Source organism: Rhodococcus jostii NBRC 16295, assembly GCF_001894825.1.
GTDB classification, from domain to species: Bacteria; Actinomycetota; Actinomycetes; order Mycobacteriales; family Mycobacteriaceae; genus Rhodococcus_F; species Rhodococcus_F jostii.
Window position 1 is genome coordinate 17,165 of sequence record NZ_BCWY01000086.1, and the last position, 21,150, is coordinate 38,314.

Consider the following 21,150-nt stretch of genomic DNA (forward strand, 5'->3'; position numbering starts at 1 on the left):
GTCACAACGCGGATGCACTACTGCCGAAAACTCGGCGCGGGCATCACGTTCTGATCTTTCCCGACGACTTCCTCAGGGGACTTCTCATGGATGTGCATTACGACGCTCTGTTCATCGGCGGCGAGTGGGTCGCGCCCAGCACGAGCGCAAGGATCACGGCGATCTCGGCGAGCACGGAGCAGCCGATCGGTTCGGTGCCGGAAGCGCAGGAAGCCGACGTCGACGCCGCGGTCGCGGCCGCCCGGCGTGCGTTCGACGACCCGGCCGGGTGGGCGCACTGGGCCCCGGCCGAGCGTGCGACCGCAATGGAACGCCTCGCCGATGTGCTCGAGCGCCGCGCCGAAGACGTCGTGCAGAGGGTGAGCGCACAGAACGGCATGCCGGTCGCGGTGGCACGCCAACTCGAGGGCGCCTTCCCCGTCGTCCTGCTGCGCTACTACGCCGGCCTGGCCCGGGACACCGTCACCGAGGAGACGCGCCCCGGACTGCTCGGCGGAAACACCCTGGTCCGCCGCGAACCGCTCGGCGTGGTCGGTGCGATCGTGCCATGGAACTTCCCGCAGACCCTCGCCGCGTTCAAGTACGCGCCCGCGATGGCGGCGGGGTGCACGCTGGTGATCAAGCCCTCCCCGGAGACCGTGCTCGACGCCTTCGTCTTCGCCGAGGCCGTCGCCGAGGCGGGGATCCCGGCCGGGGTGATCAACATCGTGCCCGGTGGCCGCGAGGTCGGCGCACATCTGGTCGCGCATCCCGGTGTGGACAAGATCAGCTTCACCGGTTCCACCGCGGCCGGCCGGTCGATCGGCGAGGTCTGTGGCCGGCTGCTGCGGCCGGTCACGCTGGAACTGGGCGGCAAGTCGGCGGCCATCGTGCTCGACGACGCCGGCCTCGACCTGCAGACGGTGGCCGAGAAACTCTTCACGGCAACGCTTCTCAACAACGGGCAGACGTGCTTCCTCGGCACCCGGGTGCTCGCGCCGCGCTCGCGCTACGCCGAGATCGTCGACCTGTTCACCGATTTCGCGGGCGCACTGAAGGTCGGGGACGCCCTGGACGACGCCACCCAGATCGGTCCGATGGCCACTTCCGCGCAGCGCGAGCGCGTCGAGCAGTACATCGCCAAGGGCCGCGGTGACGGTGCCCGCGTCACCATCGGCGGCGGCAGACCCGCCGACCGGGACAAGGGGTGGTTCGTCGAACCGACGATCTTCGCGGACGTCGACAACAACCACACCATCGCCCAGGAGGAGATCTTCGGCCCGGTGCTGTCGGTGATTCCGTACTCCGGCGACGACGAGGCCGTCCGCATCGCGAACGATTCCGACTACGGACTCGGCGGAACGGTGTGGACCAACGACCCCGACCGGGGGCTGGCGCTGGCGAAGCGGGTGCAGACCGGCACCATCGGCGTCAACACGTATCTGCCCGAGCCCACCGCCCCGTTCGGTGGCGTCAAGGCCAGCGGCATCGGCCGCGAACTCGGACCCGAAGCGCTCACCAACTACCAGCAACTGAAGTCCGTCTACCTGGGGTAGAGGTGAGGTGTCGGACGTAAGCTCGGACGGGAACAGCTGTGGAAGGGAATGTCGGGACATGACCGAACTCGACAATTCGTCACGCCCGCTCATCGCGCAGTCCTGGCAGCGCGTGGCGATGAGCGGGCTGTTCCCGGGCGCGTCGGTCGACGACGCCGCGATCGAGGAAGTCGACCGGCGCAGCCGGCTCATGGTCGCCGCCGCACCGGTACTCGACGAGATGGCCGGGGAACTCGAGGGCGCCGGGTTCGCCGTCATCCTCGCCGACCGCAACGCCCGCCTCGTCGACCTCCGTTACGGCGAACGAGACCTGCAACCGAAACTCGAGCAGGTCGGCACGGTGGAAGGCCGCCGATTCCTCGAAGAGACCACCGGCACGAACTCGATCGCGACCGCGTTCGAACTCCGCCGCGGACTCGCCGTGCGCGGCGAGGAACACTACATCGAGGCGCTGAAGAAGTTCAGCTGCTATGGCCAGCCCGTCGTCAACCCGGTCACGCGCCGGATCGAGGGCGTCCTCGACATCACGTGTCTCAGCGAGGACGACAGTCCGTTGTTGGCGCCGTTCGTGATTCGGTCGGCCCGCCAGATCGGGGAGCGGCTCCTCGAGGAGTCGCGACAGGCCGAGCTCCGGATCTTCCACAGCTTCCAGGACGCGACGGTGCGGGCCCGGACGAGCCCGGTGATCGCCATCGGCGACGACATCCTGCTCGCGAACACGGCCGCCGTGCAGATCCTCGAACCGGCGGACCATGCGCTGCTGCGTGCGCTGGCAGTCGAGGCGCCGTTGGACCGGGAGATCACGCACGACGTGCAGCTGTCGGCGGGACGACTCCTCACGGCGTCGGTGCTCCGGATCCCCGGCAGCGGCGCCGCCTTGTTCACGTTCGGCACCGGGCCGGCCTCCCGATCGACGACGCTGTCGCCCGGGCCCGCTGCGCCGATCGGGTCGGTGCTGATCACCGGTGAACCCGGCACCGGTCGCACGACGGCGGCCCGCGCAGCCGTCGACGGGGCGGGAACCTGGTTCGACGCGACCCAGGTTGCCGAGTTGGGGAGTCAGGCGTGGACCGAGCAGGTGCGGAGCCGGCTCGCCGAGCCGGGCTGTGTCGTCCTCGAAGCGGTGGATCTGCTTCCCACGTCGCTGGCCCGGCGCACGGCCGAGGACCTGCGCTCGGCGCGCGCCCGGGTCGTCATGACCAGTGCGCCGGTCGACGATCTGCCGCCCGAGCATGCGGCCCTCGTCTCCCACTGCACCGAGCGGATCGAACTCGCGCCGCTGCGGCATCGTCGTCCCGAGATTCCCGCCCTGGTCAACAAGGTGCTCGAGGAGCTCGGCGGGTCGGCACAGGTGCGTTTCACGCCGGCCGCGCTGGAAGCCCTGGCCGGACAGCAGTGGGCCGGAAACCTCCGCGAACTGCACACCGCCGTCAAGGCTGCCAGCGGCACCCGCAGCGCAGGGGACATCACCGTCGGTGACCTCCCCGCGCAGTGGCGCGGCCGGATGACCCGGCACCTGACCCCGCTGGAACAGGCCGAGCGCGACGCCGTCGTCAAGACACTCCGGGACGTCGGCGGAAACAAGAAGGCGGCCGCACTCCAGCTGGGGATCAGCCGCACCACGCTCTACCGCGTCATCCGGTCCTACGGAATCGACACGTCGACAGGCTCGGGCTGAAGGACAAAACCTCAGCGGTGAAGCACGTCGCTCGGGTCAGGTCCGCAATGGACCTGGTCTGTCCGAGTTCGTTTGTTCACACGTGCCGCGAGATCACACAGCGACCATCGCGATCAGCGACACGATCAGCAGCACGATGTACGCGATCGCGTGGGTGCGATCCGGTACGCGCCGGACGAATCGCCGAGCGATGGTGATGGTCGGAAGCGATGCGGCGAGCAGGACGCCGGCGGCGACCACGTCGACGTAGCCGATTGTGCCGGAGGTGCTTCCGTGGTGGGGTAGGGCGTATACCAGGGTTCCGACCACCGCGATGGGAATGCTGAGTGGATTGGCCATGGCAGTGGCCGCCGCCATCGTCAACCCCCTGCGTCGCAGCAGCGGGACCGTCATGACGCTGCCGCCTACCCCGAGAAAGCTGGCGACCGCTCCGATTCCGATACCGCCGCCACTGGCCACCCACTTCCCGAGTGGGCGTGGTTCGGTGGATCGCCCGAGGAACCCCTTGCGGACCAGGCTGTCGACGATCGTGACTATCAGATACGCAACGAACAGAAGGTGCACAAGCGATTCGGATGCCAGAGTCGCTGCCCACGCACCGACAGCGGCACCGATCGCGACGAAACCGGCGAGAGGCCAGACGTATTCGCGCCTGATGAGGCCCGAACCGCGACTGGTGAGCGTCGCGACCGACGCGTTGACGACCATCACCGCGGTCGACGTGGCCACGGCGACATGCATCGCATCCGGTCGGTCGGCAGCGATCCCGTAGATCACGGGTACGACCACGAAGCCGCCGCCGAAGCCGAAGAAAACGGTGGTGACGCCGATGAGGACACCGAAGAGGACCAGGGCCGGGATCGCATGTATCACTGGTTTCACGCTAACGGCCACGGGCGTGGCGCGCATTCGCACACACGCCAATAGTCTTTGTGATTCGGACACGCTTGGGTACCGTCGTAGGGTGAGGAATTGCACGCTGGAGGACTACGACGGACTGGGCCGCGACGTTCTCGCGATCGGTACGGACTATTCCTACGGGCACGTTCTTGCGCCGCACCGCCATCGTCGAGCCCAGTTTCTCTACGGCGTCGGCGGAGTGATGGACGTGACTACCGCGCACGGGTCGTGGATCGTGCCCTCGGATCGTGCGGTCCTGATTCCAGCGGAGACCGAGCATGCGGTCACCATGCGCGGAGTGTCCACGCGGAGCCTGTACCTGGAACCGTCTGCCGTGCCGTGGTTTCCGTCGACATGCACCGTCGTTCAGGTACCACCTTTGCTACGTGAGTTGCTCGTCGAAGCCGACGAAGTCCCGATCGAGTACGCCGTTCACGGGCGAGATGCAGCGTTAATGGCGCTAATACTCCACGAGGTGGCGCGATGTGTCGCGTTGCCGCTGGATCTTCCGCTCCCCGTGCACCGGGCGTTGCGGGAGCAGTGCCAACTGTTCCTTCGCGAACCCGACGTCCGCACGTCGCCGCGCTGGTGGGCCGACGCGCTGCACGTCAGCGAGCGGACGATCAATCGGATGTTCCGGCAGGAAACGTCGATGAGTGTGACCGAGTGGCAACGCCGGGCCTGCGTGCTGTCGTCTCTTCGGTCCCTGGCCTCCGGCGACGCGGTGTCCACAGTTGCCGCCGACTTCGGATACGCGAGTCCGGCCGCCTTCTCCACCATGTTCCACCGCATCCTCGGCTCGCCGCCCAGCGCGTTCAGGCTGAGTCCTCAGGCGTAACCCGGCGAAGCGGCCGCACGGTGGCGGGGGTATCGCGGACCCGGACCTTGCGCGAGCGGAACTCGCCGGCATCGGACGCAACACCGGGCAGGGCGACTTCGATTATGCGCCGATGAAGGTGGGCGTTCGTTTTTCGCGGAACGCGGCGATCGCTTCGGCGGAGTCCTGGGTGGACTGTACGACGGCTTGTTCGGCGGCGACCATTGACAGCGAGGTCATGAAGTCGACGCGTTCGCCGTTGCGGACGAGGCGCTTGATTGCGCGGATCGCGACGGGCGGGCCGTCGGCAAGGCGCCGGCACAGGTCGCCGACGGCGAGGGGCAGTTCCTCCGGGGTGTGCACGGAGAGCACGATTCCCAGGTCGAGGGCTTCCGGGGCTTCGACGAACCGTCCGGTCCACAGCAGTTCGAGGGCGCGGGCCTGGCCGACGATGCGGGGGAGCAGATGGGCGCCGCCGTCGCCGGGGATGAGGCCGACGCGGACGTACGCTTCGGAGAATCTTGCCCGGGTCGAGGCGAGTCGGATGTCGCATGCGAGTGCCATGTCCATGCCGGCGCCGACGGCGACTCCGTCGACGGCGGCGACGAGCGGCTTGTCGAGTTCCGTTGCGGCGGCGGCGACGCGGTGCACGCGGTTCTGCAGGACTTCCTGGCGACCGAGGGTGGACGTGATCTCGGCGAAGTCGTCGAGATCGACACCGGCGCAGAACGATCCGTCTGCACCGGTGACGAGTACGACGCGCACCTCGGGGTCGAGGCGGGCCGAGCGGAGGGCCTCGGCCCATGCGTCGAGCATGTCGAGGGTGAAGGCATTCTTGCGGTGCGGGCGGTTGAGCAGGATGGTGCCGATGCCGTCTTTGACGGTGTATTCGAGGTCAGCCATGTCAGATTCCTTGTCTATATGCGAGCGTCGAGGTTGTCGGCCCCGGCCCGGTTGGGATACGTGGTTTCGGTTTTGCCGACCAGGTCCACGTCGCGCGTTTCCCGCATGAACAGGTAGGTGAGCAGGGAGATGGCGGCGCACACCGAGACGTAGACGAAGAAGTAATTCTCGTGGCCGGCGTCGCGCAGGGCGAGGGCGATGTAGGAGGCGGTTCCGCCGAAGACGGCTTGGGCGATGTTGTAGGGGATTGCGACGCCGACGGTGCGCACTTCGGTGGGGAACAGCTCGGCCTTGACGACGGCGTTGACGGAGGAGTACCCGGCGACGAAGGTCAGGCCGATCAGGGTGTAGATCAGGCACCACAGCCAGGTCGGCGAGTGCTGCATGCCCTGCAGGATCGGGTAGGTGAACACGGTGGTGCCGAGTCCGAAGAAGATCAGGACCGGGCGGCGGCCGATCTTGTCGGAGATGTAGCCGCCGAGCGGCAGCAGGAACAGGAAGACCACCAGCGCAATGAAGTTCACGCGTGCAGCATCTTCCTTGGACAGCCCGACGCTGTTGACCAGATAGCTGGTCAGGTACGTGGTGTAGGTGTAGTAGGCGACCGAACCGCCGAGGGTGAGTGTGAGGACGAGGAACGCGGCCTTGCGGTGCCTCCACACCTCGGCAAGGGTGCCGCGCTGCGCGCCTTTGCTGCTGTGTTCGAGCGCCGAGTACGCCTCGGTCTCGTGCATGCCTCGTCGGAGGTAGAACACGGCGACGGCAGCGACGGTGCCGACGACGAAGGGGATGCGCCAGCCCCACGAGGTCAGTTGCTGCTCACTGAGGAGGAATTGCAGGATGATGAGCAGCAGGACGCCGGCGATCTGGCCGAGTGTGACGGAGATGTACTGGAAGCTCCCCCCGAGACCACGCCAGTCCTTCTTCGACACCTCGGTGAGGTACGCCGCGGAGGTGGCGTATTCACCGCCGACCGACAGGCCCTGCAGGATGCGGGCGATGACGAGCATGCCGGCGCCGACGTAGCCGGCGGTCTCGTAGTTCGGAGCGATGGCGATGAGCAGGGCGCTGAACGACATCAGTGACACTGTGATGGTCAGGCCGGCCTTACGTCCCTTGCGATCGGAGAGCCGGCCGAGTAGCCATCCGCCCACCGGCCGGGCGAGGAACCCGACGGCGAAGATGGCCGCGGTGTTGAGCAGTTGGGCTGTGGTGTCGGCCTTGGGGAAGAACTGGCCGGCGAAGTAGATCGCGAAGGTGGTGTAGACGAACCAGTCGAACCACTCGATCATGTTGCCGATCGACCCGGCGAAGATCGATTTGATGTAGAAGCTGCGGGGCTTGCGTTCGCCGGTGTCGGCGGGGCCGGTTGACGGTGCGGACGTCATGGCGGGCTCCTCAGGAGGTTATCGCTTCCGTCAGCCCATCCGGGGTGGGTGGTCTGACATGGAAGTGGCTGGGTGTCAGTCGTTTCGGTCGTTTCATGCCGTGATGAGCGCCCACAGCTCCTCGCGGCCCGCGGCGACCGCGGCGGTGGTGAGCTTGTCGTCCCAGCTGTGGACTGATCCGAATTCCGAGCGCCAGGCGAGGGCGGGTTGGGTGAATTCGTGCAGTTGGTGTTCGCGGGTGGTGCCGATCGCGCCGTGTACCTGGTGGGCGTTGCGGACTACCACCGAGGCGGCGTGACCGGCGCAGGAGCGGGCGACTGCGACGAGGAAGTCGAGTTTCGTGCCGGACCAGTCGGTGCGCACGGCCTCGGTGAGGGCGGCTTCGGTCGCGGCGCGGGCGAGCGCGGCCTCGGCGGCGATGTCGGCGACCAGGTTCTGCACGGCCTGGAATCGGGCGAGGGGGCGGCCGAACTGCACGCGCTCGGTCGTGTGGGTGATCGACAGATCGAGAATTCGATCGAGTGCGGCGCAGACCTGGAGGCCCCGGATCAGGGCGCCGCGCAACAGCAGTTGGTTGATTACGGCGTCCGGTACCGGGGTTCCCGACAAGACGGTGGTGTCGGTGGTGACGGTGTCGCGCGGTTCGCCGGCGGCATTCGTGGCGGTTGTGATGATCAGGGACGACACGTCGACATCGGCGATGCGGTAGGTGTCGGCATCACGCCATGCGGTGACGACCTTGTCGGCCCGGGCGGCCCACGGTACGCCGACGGCGGTGCCGTTGTGGTCGAGCAGGCATACCGTGCGGCGGGCGGTGTCGGTGGGCAGTCCGGCAGTGTCGAGAAGCCAGCCCGCGAGCAGATCGTGTTCGGCGAGTGGGATGCGGACGCCGTGCCAGGCGGCAGCGTGGATCAGTTCGGCTGCCTCGAACCAACCGGCGCCGCTGCCGCCGGACTCTTCGGGGCCGGTGAGCCGGACGAGTCCGAGCTCGTCGAGCTGGTTCCACAGACTCGCCTCGCCGGACGTGACGTCGCCGTCCGCCTCGTTCTGCTCCCGGTGGCTCGCGAAGACCGCGGACATCATGTCCACGAGGTCCCGGTCGACGGTGGTCGGTGCATTCATCAGCGAATCCCCAATCCTCGCGCGATCACGCCGCGCAGAACTTCGTTGGTGCCGCCGCGAAGGGTGAATCCGGGGCGTTGGGCGACAGCGTCGTCGAGCATCGAGCGGTACTCGGCGCGGTTCGGTGCGCCGTCGCCCGTGAGCAGATCCGCGAGATCGGCGACATCGCCTTCGGTGGAGGTACCCAGGACCTTGACCACGGCGGCGGGGGTATCGGCCGGTTCGTGGCGTCCGAGTGCGCCGGCTACGGCGGTGGACATCTGGTGCAGGCCCGCGATGCGGGCGACGTACCGGCCGAGATCGGTGTGCCGCGGCAACGAGTCCTCGCGCATCTGCTCGGCCGTCTCGGCGAGCAGGGAGAACGTGGACAGGAAGCGCTCCGGTCCGCTGCGTTCGAAACTCAGTTCCGAGGTGACCTGCCGCCATCCGTGACCGATGGTGCCGAAGACCATGTCGTCGCCGACGAAGACGTCGTAGAGGAGGACCTCGTTGAAGTGGTGTCGCCCGTTCATCGACCGGATCGGACGGATGTCGACGCCGGGCGCGCGCAGGTCGACGATGAACTGACTCAGCCCGTCGTGGCGGTGCGCGGGATCGAGAGGACTGGTACGGGCCAGGCAGATGAACGCATCGGCCTTGTGGGCGCCGGAGGTCCAGACCTTGGTGCCGGTGACGGACCAGCCGCCCTTGACGCGGGTGGCTTTGGTACGCACACTCGCCAGGTCCGAGCCGGAGTCGGGTTCACTCATGCCGATGCCGAAGAAGCACTCGCCGGCGGCGATGGCCGGCAGGTACGTGCGTTTCTGGAGTTCGGTGCCGAATGTGAGTAGTGAGGGCACGATCTGCCGGTCAGCGATCCAGTGCGCGGCGACGGGGGCGCCGGCGGCCAGGAGTTCCTCGGTGACGACGAAGCGTTCGAGGTGGCTGCGTCCGTGGCCGCCGTACTCGACGGGCACGGTCATGCCGAGCCAACCGCGGGCTGCCAGGGCTCGGGAGAAGTCTTCGTCCCACCCGGTGAGCCAGCTGTCGACCTGGCGGCCGATCTTGCCGTCGGCGCGCTGGGTGGCGAGGAATTCACGGACCTCCGCGCGCAATGCATCCATTGCATGCGGATCGTCGGCGACCGGAGGGACCAGTCGAAGGGACGTCATGGTGTGTTCTTTCCGTTCAGGCCGATGCGGGCTCGGCCGAGGTGGTCTTGACGATGCCGGCGTCGGCTAATGCGTGGATGTGCTCCTCGGGGTACCCGAGTTCGGTCAGCACGGCGGTGGTGTCTGCACCGAGCAGCGGCGCGTGACGTGTCAACGAGATCGGAGTACGGGACATCGTGAACGGAGTTCGGGTGGCGTAGTACTCCCCCTCGGTGGGGTGTTCGTGCTTGGTGATCAGTTCCTGGTCGCGGACATAGGGATCGTCGTGTGCGTTCGCGAGGTCGAGCAGATCCGAGGCCGGAATGCCGTGCGCCTCGCACAGGGTGAGCCAGTCGGTGGTGGTGCGTTCGGGTGCGACTTCGCGGATGGCCGAGAGCAATTCGCCCATGTGTCGGTGGCGGTCGTCGACCGTCGCGTATCGGGGATTGTTCACCATGTCGGCGCGGCCGGCGGCCGTGAAGAAGTCGTTCCAGTTCTCCGACGAATACGGCATGATGCAGATCCAGCCGTCGGAGGTCTGGTGCGGTACGCGTTCCGGAGTGAGTACGCGTGCCCAGCCGAAGTCGCCTTCCGCCGGAGCGAAGGTGTGTCCGCCGAAATGTTCGACGAGGTTGAAGGCGATCATCGAGTCCACCATCGGCACGTCGACCGCCTGGCCGAGACCGGTCACCTTCTTCTCCACGGCGGCGGCGAGCACGGCGATGACGATGTAGAGGCCGACGACCTTGTCGGCGATGACGTACGGCGCGTACCGCGGTGCACCGTCGATCAGTTCGGAGAGCTTGGCAGCCCCGGAGGCGGCTTGGACGATGTCGTCGTAGGCCGGGTAGTCGCGGTACGCGGTCTCGGAACCGTATGCCTGTGCGGTGCAGAGGATCAGACCCGGGTTGATCTGTGCCAGACGTTCGTAGGTGACGCCGAGGTTCTCACGTGACCGCGGCCGCAGGTTGGTGACGAGGACATCCGCATCCCGGATCAGGTCGTCGAGAACCTGCCGACCGTCTTCGGACGCGAGATCGAGGGCGATGCTGCGCTTGTTGCGCTGCAGGTTCAACGTCAGAGCGCTCATCCCCTCGTGACGCCGAGCGCCGATGTCACGGCTCATGTCGCCATCGAGGTTTTCCACCTTGATCACGTCCGCTCCGAGATCGGCCAGGGTCGCGGTGGCAAACGGCCCCATGATCACGGTCGTCAGGTCGATGATCCGAAGACCGGTCAGGGCACCCCGTGTGAGTTGCATGAAAACCTCTTTTCGCTGTGACGGGCGGCACTGCGAGAACTATGACAGCTCAATCCCGCCTTACGCAATAGAGGATTTGTTTACGTATATATGTAAGCGGTACACTCGGTGCAGTTCGCCAACCAGGGTGAACGTCAGACGCGAGGAGGGTTGGCCATGGGGCAACCGGACGATGCCGCAGGAGCGCGGGCTCGCGCCCGCCATCGCACCGTGGACCGCATCGCGTCGATCCTCGAATGTGCGGCCCGATCCCGTGACGGCGTCACCCTCAGCGCGATCGCGAAAGAACTCGCAGCGCCGGTCAGTTCGATTCAGTCGCTCGTCAACGGACTGGTTTCGGCGGGATACCTGGACGAACATGATCGCCGCTATTCGCTCGGCAGCGCGCCCTATCTGCTCAACCGCCTGGCCGGCCGGCAGCCGGTCGCGGCAGTGACACACACCGACCTCGAACAGATCCACCACCGGACCGGACTGACGACGGTTCTTTCGATTGCCGTCGGACCGAACATCTTCTACGTGGACTACTGTTCGTCCGATCCTCGCTTCGCCTATCTCGCCGAGAACTATGTCCGACGATCCCTCATCCGCACCTCCGGCGGGTGGATACTGCTCGCTGGCATGGAGAAGCGGGACCTCTGGGCCTATATCCGCAATCTCCCCGAAGACGAGCAACCGCTCGCCGACAGATTTTTCGCGGCCCTGCCCGAGATAGAGCAGACCGGAATCTGTGCTTCCCCCAACGCATCCGAGCAAGGCGATGGAGTATCGATCGCTGTCCGGGAGAACGGCAGGATCGTTGCTACCGTCGGTGTCATCGCCCCACACGCCGTGATCACGCAGGACCGGGACCGCCTTGTCGACATCCTGAAACAGGGCGCCCAGGGATGGTCCGAACGCGACATCGAGCGGTGAACAGCCACGTCGCCACCCGGTCTGTTTCGTCTATCGGACCGCGTTCGGCACTGCGCCCGCACCGGGGATCGGGCCGCGTCCCGCGGCGGACCCCCGCGGCACCGTGAAGGTGGCGGCGACGCAGAGGATCGCGATCGCGAAGCAGGCGATCGTGTACCAGAGGTTCCCGATGGGATCGCCGTTGCTCGTGACACCGTCGACGGCACCGAAGAAGTCGGGCAGCGCGGTCACCCACAGCACGCCCATCGCAACGAGGTACACCACGCTGTAGACGCGGACGAAGTCGTTCGAGTACGCGGGAACGTCGGACGTCCCCCGGCGCAGCCGCGACCACTGCCGGATCAGGATCGGGATGGCGACGAGCACGACGATCAGCAGTTCCGCCGCGTAGACGATGCCCCGGACGGTGGTACTACCCATTCCGAGGACCGTCGCCGGGATCGGGAGGATGAACGTGCCCGCCGACGCCAGGAGACCGATCACGATTGTGCGCCACACCAGTTCGGGCCCGGTGAAGTCCCGGCCCCGGTCGGCATAGCGTCCCACGAAGAACTGGACGCACAGGGCCAGCGACATCGGCCACAGGGCCGCGAACACCACCACGCTCGGCAGCGGGACCGAGTCGAACATGGGCTGGTTGATCGGGTTGGTGGTCGACCATTCCCACCACCTCAGTTGCGGTCCGAGTTGGTCGAAGATTTCGTAGAACGCGTGGTGCACGAAGCCGACGCAGACCGCGCCGACGAGCACACCGTACTTCCGGAAGACGCCGAGCATCCGGACGAGTTCGAAAGCCAGCGTGGCCATCAGCGGATAGATCGCGATGATGTACAGCGGCAGCCGGCCCCACAGGAAGTCGACCGTGAACACGTTGTGCGCGAACATCGTATCCACGTGCTCTTCGATCCCGAAGGCGGCCGGAAAATACAGTGGCGGTTCGATGACGAACAGGTATGCGGTGGCACCGAACCAGAGAACCAGATTGGTCGGATCGCCGTTGCGGCGCCAGCGCAGGATCGCGAACGCGAGCGCGAGTACCGACCCGAGGACGATCGTGAGCTCGAGAACCGGCAGCGTCCAGTTCTCCAGAGCCAACGGATTACGGACCTCGACGAGTCCGCCGGCCTCCGCGCACGAGAATCCGAGCGCCGTCGAGAGCTGATCGAAGGTGGGGGAGCAGAGATCGGTCATCAGTTGACCACCGCCGGAACGGATTCGCTCCGGGGTTCACGCGACTCGGCGGTGTACCAGCGGGTGCAGTCGTAGCCGGCGTCGTAACGGGCGAACCACTCGGCGGCGAGCGCGGGCAGCTTCTCGTGGGTGGGATCGTGCTTCGGCATCTGACTACGGACGATGCCGGCGAGGGCGGTGAGTTGCGCTCCGCGCGGGAGGTCGTCGAACGCGCGCGGCATTATGCCCTTGCTCAGGTACGGCGCAAACGACATCAGCAGCTTCTGCTTGACGCGGTGCGTGGCGAACATCGACATCGCGTCGACCTTCCGCTCCCTGAGCGGGACGTGCTGGTTGAAGCCGGCGGAGGCGATCCTCATCACCTTCATCACGTGCGCGAAGATCGACGGGGCCATCCGCATCCGGTACAGCTCATCTCCGACAAGGGAATTGAAGATCACCAGGGCTGAACTCCGGTGTTCGACCTCCTCGACGAAGTGCCAGATGAACAGGGACGCAACCCGGTCGTCTCCCGGCCGGAAGAGGGTCGCCTCGTTGTCGAGCATCAGCTTGAACACCGGTGTGAAGGTCGCCTCGAGGTCTGCGGTGTAGGCGAGCCGATAATTCAGGCTGGTCGCCTCGGTGAGGAGGTCGAACTCGCCGATCACCGCGTCGAGGGTGTTCTGGAGTCCCGGGTACCGCCTTATCAGAGCTTTGACGTGCTGGCGGTGTGCGGTCGAGTGGTGCCCCTCCTGGCGCATGAACGCCACGGCCTCCTCCGCGACCTCGGGGTCGGTCATCAGTGGCTTGGCCTGCATGATCGCCTTGACGATCATCTTCTCGAAGCCGACGGCCAGGAACGAGATCGCGTTGGACATGCTCGACCAGGCCGGGTTGTCGGGATTCCAGAGGAACGGGACGTCCTGTTCCTCGAACGCGAAATCCATCTTTCTGGGGTGCAGGTCGGTCATGTGCGGTTCCTCGTCTCGTGCGGCATGAGTGGCTGCAGCCTCGGGGCAGGGAGAAGCCCCGACAATCGACACCATACACATAGGGTCATGTTTGTATGATTAAGTTCGGGAGATTCCCGGAGAGCGTCTGCGAAACCGTTCTCCGGGCGCAAAATGTGCTCGCGGTAACCTCGGAGTCCGGGTCGGGCAGTGCGCCGACTGTTCGGACCGACGGCGCATTGCGAGAGGTAGGGGCAGGCAGTGGCAGGCAGGCGTGGGTGGGGTGGCAGTCCGCCTGGAAGCGACGACGAAGCGTCCCGGCGGATCGTTGCCGCCGCGGTCGAGCTCATCGGCCGGAAAGGGACGGCGATCAGCATCGCCGACGTCGCGGATTCCCTCGGTGTCATCCGTCAGACGGTGTACCGCTATTTCCCCAGCACCGACTCCCTGCTCCACGCCGCAGCCATCGCCGCTGTCGACGGATTCCTCGACCGCCTGACGCACCACGTCGCAGGCATCGAGGATCCGGCAGATGCCGTCGTCGAGGCCGTGATCTACACGCTCGACGAAGCGCCCCGCATTCCGCAGCTCGGCATCATGCTCTCCGGGTCGCATTCCCATGCCGAGGGAATCACGTCCGACGAAGCCCTCACCTTCGGCATGATGATGATCAAACGCTTCGACGTCGACTGGGAGCGACACGGCTACGGCGAGGCCGCCCTCCGCGATCTCGTCGAATACCAGCTGCGGACGATGCAGTCGTTCTTCATCTCACCCGGAAGCCCGCCGCGAAGCCAGGACGAACTACGTGCCTACCTGCGACGGTGGGTGGGAGCCGCTGTCGCCGCCCCGGGCGGTCCGGCCTAGAGGCGCGCTGGGTGACGAGGCTGCGGCGGAGAAAGAATGGGTCGGCGGCAGGCGCTCAGCGGGTCGCCGACCGCGCCGTCACGGAGAATCTCGAGACCGAGCCGGCGGGGTGTGTTCGCCGCGGCCGGCGATAAGAGCGGTGCAGGCCAGGGCGGCAGCGACGAGTCCCAACCCTGTGCGTATCCAGTTCCAGCGGTACCAGGCGGCGAGCGCAGCGGGCACGGCGTCCGGAGGGAAGGTGGGGTCGAGGAGTGCGAGATTCGCGCGCAGGAAGTACAGCGGGACGAGGACGAGGGTGGCGACCATCGCCGAGGTGGCCAGTGCCCACGCGAGGCGACCGGGGCGCGAATTTCTGACGGCCGAATACGTCGCGACCCCGAGCAGCAGGACCGATGCGATCTCGAACGGGAACACCGTGGCCCCGGTGACCGGACCGGCGACAGGGAAACGCGCGAGAAAGTCCGTCGGATCCATTGCCCGCCAACCCGGGACGATCACCGTCTGGGTGAGCAGGGCGGCGCCGGCGAACGCCGAGGTAGTGGCGACCGCAATGGTCTCGATGGTCCGTCCAGGCATCGCCACTGATCCCTCGGCGGCGCCCCTGCGGCAACAGGGGCCTAGTGGTTGCGGAGCTCGTCGATGAGCTCCTTCTTGTTCAGCTTCGAATAGCCGTGCAAATCCAGCTCTTTGGCCCGCTTCTTCAGTTCGTCGACTGTCCAGTCCTCGTATGAAGACGACTTCCCGCCCGACTTTCCGACGTTCGAGCGGCCGCGGTTGGCTGCGGCGTTGGAGATTCGTGCCGCCTTATCCTTGGAATCGCCCTTCTCACGCAGTTCCTCGTACATTTCTTCGTCTTTGAGTTGGGGCTGCGAAGTTTTGTTCGGCATCTGGTACTTCTCCCATCTACAGTGACGGTGCTGCGCCCCCGGGCGGTCTACTTGTCCTGCTCAGCGCGCTCGCGTTGTTCGTGGATGCCGGCTTCACCGCGGGCCTTCTCCGCCGCCGCTTCCTTTTCCGCTGCCTCCCGCTGGGCCTCCGCCTTGTCCTGCTGCGCCTTGCCTTCTCGGGTCAGATCGTCCTGGCCGGTAACGGCACCGACCGCCTCCTTGGCTTTGCCCTTCACGTCTTCGACGACACCCTTGACGCCTTCGGCCGGACCTGACTTGTCGTCAACCACTGGTTCTTCCCCTCGTCGGTGGGTACGTGCCAGCAACTGCACCGGGCACGTTCGTTTTCCACTTCTTCGCCTACCCGTGCACTCGGCGCTTCAAACGGCTGGTCAGCCGGCCAGCCAGAGGTGTCGCCGCGCGACGCCCTTCATCCGCTCGACCAGGTCGGGGCGCAGGGGCGTGGGCGGGGAGTCTTCGATCTGCGATGGCTGAGCGGTGTCAGCATCCCTGTTCCCGAGGTCGTTGCCTCGCTCGACGCGATCCATGCGATCGAGGTGGCCCTTGATCCATGCGGTCGACCACGCGGACGACTGGGTGGAGCACGGGGACCGGTGCGTCATCGGGCGGTTCCTTCTCGGTCGAGGCGGGCAGTGGAGGGAAGGGCTGCGAGGGAGCAGTGCAGCGAACGGGGTCGGTCGAGGATCGGGAACGTCGGTTCGCGATCTGCGGTGGTGGCGGGGTGTGCGAGTGCCGCGTGGAATGCTTCGGCGACGGTGTCGAAGCAGCGCACCGCCGTGCTGATTCCGACCCGGTCCAGAGTCGAGTGCAGGCGGGCCGGGGCGGCAACGGTGAGGAGGCATCGTTGTTCGGACAAACGGGTGGCGGCGTCGTCGAGTGCGGCCAGCCCGGCACATCCGATGAACGGAACGTGCAGGAGGTCGACCACCACGCTGTGGCCGGTGAGCAGCGCCTCGGCCAGGCAGGCGCTCAGTATCGGGGCGGTGACCACGTCGACGTCGCCGTGCACTCGGATCACCCCGGGCCCGGCGGTGGGTTCGTCGATCTCGATGCGGAAGCCGGGTTGGCCGGGATCGGCGTTGTCCCATTCGGCGGTACCGGACAACGATGACTGCACGTGTGCGGGAGAATCGAAGATGGAGCGAAAGTAGGCCATGAGTGGCTCCCGGGGTGTGACCGGCCGCGGAACCGAACCAAACCAGGTCGACGATCCGAAACCGGTGGCGGGCTGTGTCTGCCAGGCTGTGGGCTCAACCAGTGATCAGAAGATAACGCGTCTGAGAGCGGAAGAAAACCCTGCACACGTATCGGATTCCGACTGTCCGGAAGGCGCACGTGCCGACAGAAACGCAGGGGGTGCCGTGGGTGCCTTCCCAGACCCCTCGCCACGGGAGGATGATCACCCGATGGACGCTGCGGAAGCCGCGAGGGTGATGACGTTCGACCAGTTCCAGGACATCTTCCGGGTCGTGGCCAGTGTGGGCGTCGGCCGTGACGATTTTCGTCCGTTCGACGACATCGTCACCGGCAAACTCTACGACCTGCTCCTCGTCGCCCAGCAGGGCGCCGCAGCCCAGCACCGATACATCATCGAACTCACCGACCTACCGATCACCAAGGGGCTGCAGGAGAACATCGATTTGTTCCGCGAGCTCGGTCCGCGACTGCGGGTCGAACCGGTGCTGGCGCGGCTGGCCACCTACCCACCCCTCGACCGGATCCTCGCCAGCGAGACCCAGGCGCGCCTTCCCGAGATCACCGGCGGGTTGAGCGCGACGCTCGCACGGACATTCCGCACCGTCTACCCCGACGTGAGGTTTCTGCGGTCCCACGGCCCCCACTGGTCGACGATCAGCGCCCTCGTCGACCTCTACCTCTGACTCTTCGTGCGTGGTTCGGCATCGCGCATCTCGGGTAATTCCGAAATCATGGACACACGACGCGTATTTCTCATCGCAGGAACGTCCCTGACCGTCCTCGTCGCCGCCGGGTGCGGCAGCGACGATTCGTCGCCGGACGTGTCGGCCACCGTCGAGACACCTCCCGCGTCTCTCGAAACGACGACCACCGGCGTGCCCGTGCTGCCTGGACCGGAAGGAGCCTTCCAGTTGCCGGGGGAGGGCGTCGGCGACGACAACGCCTTCACCTACGACGAAGCCGCCGTCCCGGTGGGTTCGTCCGTGAACATCGAATCCGAGGGGGAGAACGGCCGCACGACGGTGACGTTCAACGCAACCGGCCTCGCTCCCAACCGCGACTTCGGGGTGCACGCGCACACACGGCCGTGCGGGCCACAACCGTCGGATTCGGGGCCGCACTATCAGAACGACGTCGACCCCGCGGCCACCCCGGAGAAGCCGTCGTCGGATCCGGCCTACGCGAACCCGCAGAACGAAATCTGGCTCGACGTCACCACGGACGCCAACGGCAACGCCCAGGCGTCGACGACCGTCGACTGGGAGTTCCGCGACGGTGAGGCCAACTCCGTGGTGCTTCACGCACAGCGCACCATGACCGGGCCCGGCCAGGCCGGCATGGCCGGTGATCGCCTGGCCTGCATCGATGAGGACTTCTGATGCCGCTACATCCACGCCGCACACCCCGAACAATTCCCTGGAGATCCCATCCGACTACCGTCCCTTCCCGCGGCCCAACAGTCGTACGCATTGACCGAAACTGCGAGGCGCAGAGGGTGTCTCAGTGATTCCGAATGCATGGTAGTGCCGATTATGCAGCGTTTCGGCTCATGCACTTGATCGAATGACCTTGGGTGCAAGAGAGAGCGCCGGTTCCTCCCAAATCTACAATTGGGCTGCGGATTTGGGACGCTCGCCGGGCCGAGCATTCGGCGCGCAGCTCGGATCCTCGGACTGCTTTCGAGTCCCGGCACCCCGCGGCGTTCACCGATTGGCGGCCAGCACTGCCGCGAGGCCTTCTTGCAGGTCCTTGACGAAATACTCGGGAACCTCCAGCGACGGGAAATGTCCCCCGGTTTCGGGCGACCTCCATCGGACGATCTGTCGGTACCGCTCCTGTGCCCAGGGGCGCGGACACTTCTCGATGTCGCGGGGATACATAGTGATTGCTGACGGGACGTCGACCCGAAGTTCAGGGTCGAGCGAGTTGTGGCTTTCGTAGTAGATGCGGGCCGACGATGCGCCGGTCCGCGTCAGCCAGTACAGGGTGACGTCGTCAAGAATGCGGTCTCTGGAAATCGTCTCGAACGGGCTGTCTTCGGTATCTGTCCACTCAGCGAACTTGTCAAGGATCCAGGCAAGAAGCCCGACCGGTGAGTCGACGAGCGAGTAGCCGATGGTCTGCGGTCGGGTCGCCTGCTGCTTCGCGTACGCCGCGCGGTGGCGCCAGAAATCGCGGGTTTCCTCGGTCCACCTGCGCTCGACGGCCGTCAGCCCGTCCGTTGTCAACCCGGGCGGCGCCTCCGCGAACGTTGTGTGGATGCCGAGAACGTGCGCCGGGAACCGGCCGCCGAGAACCGTGGTGATATTCCCTCCCCAGTCGCCGCCGTGGGCTGCGAACTTGCTGTAGCCGAGCCTTCCCATCAGTTCCACCCATGCGGCCGCGATCTTTTCGGTTCCCCACCCGGTGGTGGCCGGCTTGTCGCTGTAACCAAAGCCTGGTAGCGACGGGACCACGACGTGGAACGCCGGCGCGTCTGCATCTTTCGGATCTGCCAGCTCGTCCACTACATCGATGAACTCGGCAATGCTGCCTGGCCAGCCGTGCGTCAAGATCAGAGGAGTGGCATCTGCGCGCGCGGATCGGCGGTGCAGGAAGTGGATTCCCAGATCATCAATGGTCGTGCGGAACTGGCCGATACGGTTGAGTCGATCTTCGAACGACCGCCAGTTGTACCCGGTGCGCCAGTAGTTCACGACGTCGACGAGGTCGGCGAGAGGAACGCCCTGTTCCCATCGGCGAGGGTCGGGCGCGGCGCGATAGACCGTCTCGGCTTCCGGTAGCCGCGCGGCGGCCAGTCGCGCGCGCAGATCGTCGAGGTCAGCGTCAGTTGCGTGGGCTTCACATGCTTGCACGTCGCTGGTGGGACGGTTCATGAGATTTGCACCTCCTGGTCATCGTGGAACAGGCTACGACCTGTCGAGAACCGGCTTAGACGGTTCTAGCACGGCTTTATGCCTGCGTGCAACCAGCTAAGGTGGTTCCATGCCTGCTGGGTTCCCTGACTTTCGCCTCGGTAGCGTGCTAGCGACCAGCTTCACGGCGACTCTGACGGAGCGTCAGGGCGACGCTGTGGAGCGCATTCCCACGCCGCAGCGACTCGTCGACTGGCTGGCAGTGAACGGCCTCGCCGTGGACTCCTGCACCACCGCCCAGCTCGAACTCGCTCGGGAACTGAGGGAATCAATTCACGCCGCCGCGACAGCGACCGCGATCCAAGACGCTCTCCCTGCGTCTGCTGTCCAAGTCATCAATGACTGCAGCATCCAGGGTCGGGCCGCGGCTGTCCTGACGCCCGAGAGCAATCGGCAATGGCGACTCAGCTCGGCTTCCTGCGTAGAAGATGCCCTAGGCGTGATCGCCGCCGACGCGATCAGCATCATCGCAGGCGAACGAGACGGAAAATTGGCCTTGTGCGCATCGCCAACCTGCCAAGCCGCCTTCTTCGACACCAGCCAAAGTCGCACCCGCAAATGGTGTGACATGAACACGTGCGGGAATCGTCAGAAAAAGGCGCGCTTCAATGCCAACCAGCGCAAGAACACCAGTGGCTGACTACTGCCCGCGGATACGGTCGCCGTGGAGTTCGAATACGGCCTTGTCGGCTTCCCACTTGATGGGGAAGTAATTTCCGAAATCGAAGATCTCGACGCGACCGACTGGTGGTTCGAGTTGGGGCCGTGACGCCTTCGCGCCGCTCGCCTGGTCGTCGTGGATGTTTCTCGGCGGCGACACCGGCGCGGCGCAGCGCATCGACTTGATGGTCGGGGTTCTGGTCTGCGCTGGAGACCCGTGCGTAGCCGATCAGCGTGTGTCGACACTACCTCGCACAGGGGATTTCGACATAGTTTCTCGACACGGGTTGTCTGTGACTCACGGCGATAAGTGGCATTGATTTCGCGGCTTTATATGGCGCTGCCTGCCGGACTCGCGGAGCCGGCCGTTGGTCGTGTGAATTGGGATTGGGCTTGCAGGACGAACGGAGGGAATCGGGGCCACCTCCGTTCGCTGCGGCGGCGACAGAATGTGCGAGGGGCACCTTCCCGGTCGCCGGCAAACTGTCGGTGAGCGCCAGCGTCGTGGAAGGAGAGATGGTTCGGGCGGTGAACCTTCTTGGTTGGCGCGCCATTGGCCGTGAAGCAGATACGCACAGCTGAGAGTTCGGCGAATTCAGTTGATGCCCTTCGCCCACCATCCGGATGGCGGGGATGCCGCAAGCTCCCAGCGTGGCGCGTAGTGCTCGAGGAATATCTGCCCCACCAGTTCCCCGCGGCTGCGCACCCCGGTCTTGTCGAAGATCGACTTCATGTGGTCTTGAATTGTGTAGACGGATAACGACATTGCGTGCGCCATCTCCCTAGTCGATCGCCCTTGGATGCACAGCGCAGTGAGATGGCATTCGCGTGGGG

The 21,150-nt window shown here is 65.9% G+C and carries 24 protein-coding genes; 8 read left to right on the top strand and 16 right to left on the bottom strand.

All coding sequences use genetic code 11. The features are described 5' to 3' along the window. Positions 1-86: 86 nt before the first annotated feature. Positions 87-1,535, top strand: coding sequence for an aldehyde dehydrogenase (locus RJ1_RS35730; RefSeq protein WP_073367476.1), 1,449 nt, complete (start codon positions 87-89; stop codon positions 1,533-1,535). A gap of 58 nt (positions 1,536-1,593) precedes the next feature. Next, positions 1,594-3,213: a sigma-54-dependent Fis family transcriptional regulator gene (locus RJ1_RS35735; RefSeq protein WP_073367478.1), complete on the top strand. Its 1,620-nt coding sequence runs from the start codon at positions 1,594-1,596 to the stop codon at positions 3,211-3,213. A 93-nt stretch (positions 3,214-3,306) separates the two neighbouring features. On the opposite strand, the gene RJ1_RS35740 is transcribed toward RJ1_RS35735, so the two are convergent. Further along, positions 3,307-4,074: a sulfite exporter TauE/SafE family protein gene (locus RJ1_RS35740; protein ID WP_205415403.1), complete on the bottom strand. Its 768-nt coding sequence runs from the start codon at positions 4,072-4,074 to the stop codon at positions 3,307-3,309. 103 nt (positions 4,075-4,177) lie between these two features. Here RJ1_RS35740 and RJ1_RS35745 point away from each other — a divergent pair, with 103 nt between their 5' ends. Continuing rightward, entirely contained in the window at positions 4,178-4,951 is a 774-nt protein-coding gene (locus RJ1_RS35745; RefSeq protein ID WP_073367481.1) for an AraC family transcriptional regulator, read from the top strand. A gap of 102 nt (positions 4,952-5,053) precedes the next feature. On the opposite strand, the gene RJ1_RS35750 is transcribed toward RJ1_RS35745, so the two are convergent. The 5 genes from RJ1_RS35750 to RJ1_RS35770 all read right to left on the bottom strand — a co-directional run bounded on the left by RJ1_RS35750 (position 5,054) and on the right by RJ1_RS35770 (position 10,734). Continuing rightward, positions 5,054-5,833 carry an enoyl-CoA hydratase/isomerase family protein gene (locus RJ1_RS35750; protein ID WP_073367484.1) on the bottom strand — a complete coding sequence of 260 codons (780 nt, stop codon included), beginning with the start codon at positions 5,831-5,833 and terminating at the stop codon, positions 5,054-5,056. A 14-nt stretch (positions 5,834-5,847) separates the two neighbouring features. Further along, on the bottom strand, positions 5,848-7,221 hold the full coding sequence (locus tag RJ1_RS35755; protein WP_073367487.1) for an MFS transporter: 1,374 nt from the start codon (positions 7,219-7,221) through the stop codon (positions 5,848-5,850). A gap of 93 nt (positions 7,222-7,314) precedes the next feature. After that, the gene (locus tag RJ1_RS35760; RefSeq protein WP_073367489.1) at positions 7,315-8,343 is read right to left on the bottom strand and encodes an acyl-CoA dehydrogenase family protein; all 1,029 of its coding nucleotides are present in this window, start codon (positions 8,341-8,343) and stop codon (positions 7,315-7,317) included. Next, positions 8,343-9,494 (bottom strand): acyl-CoA dehydrogenase family protein, encoded by a 1,152-nt coding sequence (locus RJ1_RS35765; RefSeq protein ID WP_073367492.1) that lies wholly within the window; start codon positions 9,492-9,494, stop codon positions 8,343-8,345. The genes RJ1_RS35760 and RJ1_RS35765 overlap by 1 nt, the downstream gene beginning before the upstream one ends. 16 nt (positions 9,495-9,510) lie before the next feature. Then, entirely contained in the window at positions 9,511-10,734 is a 1,224-nt protein-coding gene (locus tag RJ1_RS35770) for a CaiB/BaiF CoA transferase family protein (protein ID WP_073367495.1), read from the bottom strand. Positions 10,735-10,890: 156 nt separating this feature from the next. Here RJ1_RS35770 and RJ1_RS35775 point away from each other — a divergent pair, with 156 nt between their 5' ends. Beyond that, the gene (locus RJ1_RS35775) at positions 10,891-11,649 is read left to right on the top strand and encodes an IclR family transcriptional regulator (RefSeq protein ID WP_073367497.1); all 759 of its coding nucleotides are present in this window, start codon (positions 10,891-10,893) and stop codon (positions 11,647-11,649) included. A gap of 30 nt (positions 11,650-11,679) precedes the next feature. On the opposite strand, the gene RJ1_RS35780 is transcribed toward RJ1_RS35775, so the two are convergent. Next, complete coding sequence (locus tag RJ1_RS35780; RefSeq protein WP_073367500.1) at positions 11,680-12,840, bottom strand: hypothetical protein; 1,161 nt, start codon at positions 12,838-12,840, stop codon at positions 11,680-11,682. Further along, entirely contained in the window at positions 12,840-13,790 is a 951-nt protein-coding gene (locus RJ1_RS35785; protein ID WP_073367502.1) for a metal-dependent hydrolase, read from the bottom strand. Before RJ1_RS35785 ends, RJ1_RS35780 begins: the two co-directional genes overlap by 1 nt. Positions 13,791-14,030: 240 nt before the next feature. Between RJ1_RS35785 and RJ1_RS35790 the strand changes: the two genes are divergently transcribed. After that, positions 14,031-14,636, top strand: coding sequence for a TetR/AcrR family transcriptional regulator (locus RJ1_RS35790; protein ID WP_073367505.1), 606 nt, complete (start codon positions 14,031-14,033; stop codon positions 14,634-14,636). Between the two features lie 78 nt (positions 14,637-14,714). On the opposite strand, the gene RJ1_RS35795 is transcribed toward RJ1_RS35790, so the two are convergent. From RJ1_RS35795 to RJ1_RS35815, 5 genes are all read right to left on the bottom strand, one after another. Beyond that, entirely contained in the window at positions 14,715-15,212 is a 498-nt protein-coding gene (locus RJ1_RS35795; RefSeq protein ID WP_074873030.1) for an anthrone oxygenase family protein, read from the bottom strand. 41 nt (positions 15,213-15,253) lie between these two features. Continuing rightward, positions 15,254-15,523: a DUF7218 family protein gene (locus RJ1_RS35800; protein WP_073367518.1), complete on the bottom strand. Its 270-nt coding sequence runs from the start codon at positions 15,521-15,523 to the stop codon at positions 15,254-15,256. Positions 15,524-15,570: 47 nt separating this feature from the next. After that, positions 15,571-15,813, bottom strand: coding sequence for a microaggregate-binding protein 1 (gene mbp1, locus RJ1_RS35805; protein ID WP_073367521.1), 243 nt, complete (start codon positions 15,811-15,813; stop codon positions 15,571-15,573). Between the two features lie 102 nt (positions 15,814-15,915). Further along, on the bottom strand, positions 15,916-16,146 hold the full coding sequence (locus RJ1_RS35810; RefSeq protein WP_073367524.1) for a hypothetical protein: 231 nt from the start codon (positions 16,144-16,146) through the stop codon (positions 15,916-15,918). After that, a complete protein-coding gene (locus tag RJ1_RS35815; RefSeq protein ID WP_073367527.1) occupies positions 16,143-16,700 on the bottom strand; it encodes an STAS domain-containing protein in 558 nt (185 codons plus the stop codon). The genes RJ1_RS35810 and RJ1_RS35815 overlap by 4 nt, the downstream gene beginning before the upstream one ends. Before the next feature lie 250 nt (positions 16,701-16,950). Between RJ1_RS35815 and RJ1_RS35820 the strand changes: the two genes are divergently transcribed. After that, positions 16,951-17,424: a DUF1931 family protein gene (locus RJ1_RS35820; protein WP_073367530.1), complete on the top strand. Its 474-nt coding sequence runs from the start codon at positions 16,951-16,953 to the stop codon at positions 17,422-17,424. A gap of 48 nt (positions 17,425-17,472) precedes the next feature. After that, positions 17,473-18,120, top strand: a complete 648-nt coding sequence (locus RJ1_RS35825) for a superoxide dismutase family protein (RefSeq protein ID WP_073367533.1) — start codon at positions 17,473-17,475, stop codon at positions 18,118-18,120. 324 nt (positions 18,121-18,444) lie between these two features. On the opposite strand, the gene RJ1_RS35830 is transcribed toward RJ1_RS35825, so the two are convergent. Beyond that, on the bottom strand, positions 18,445-19,617 hold the full coding sequence (locus tag RJ1_RS35830; protein ID WP_073367535.1) for an epoxide hydrolase family protein: 1,173 nt from the start codon (positions 19,615-19,617) through the stop codon (positions 18,445-18,447). A 109-nt stretch (positions 19,618-19,726) separates the two neighbouring features. Here RJ1_RS35830 and RJ1_RS35835 point away from each other — a divergent pair, with 109 nt between their 5' ends. Next, on the top strand, positions 19,727-20,296 hold the full coding sequence (locus RJ1_RS35835; protein WP_073367538.1) for a CGNR zinc finger domain-containing protein: 570 nt from the start codon (positions 19,727-19,729) through the stop codon (positions 20,294-20,296). Here the strand turns inward: RJ1_RS35835 and RJ1_RS48185 are convergent, their stop codons facing one another. Together RJ1_RS48185 and RJ1_RS35850 are read right to left on the bottom strand one after the other, a co-directional pair. Next, complete coding sequence (locus tag RJ1_RS48185) at positions 20,297-20,494, bottom strand: hypothetical protein (protein ID WP_240319836.1); 198 nt, start codon at positions 20,492-20,494, stop codon at positions 20,297-20,299. Positions 20,495-20,911: 417 nt separating this feature from the next. Continuing rightward, positions 20,912-21,150, bottom strand: a 239-nt coding sequence (locus RJ1_RS35850) for a helix-turn-helix transcriptional regulator (RefSeq protein ID WP_143169583.1), incomplete at its 5' end; no start/stop codon positions are given.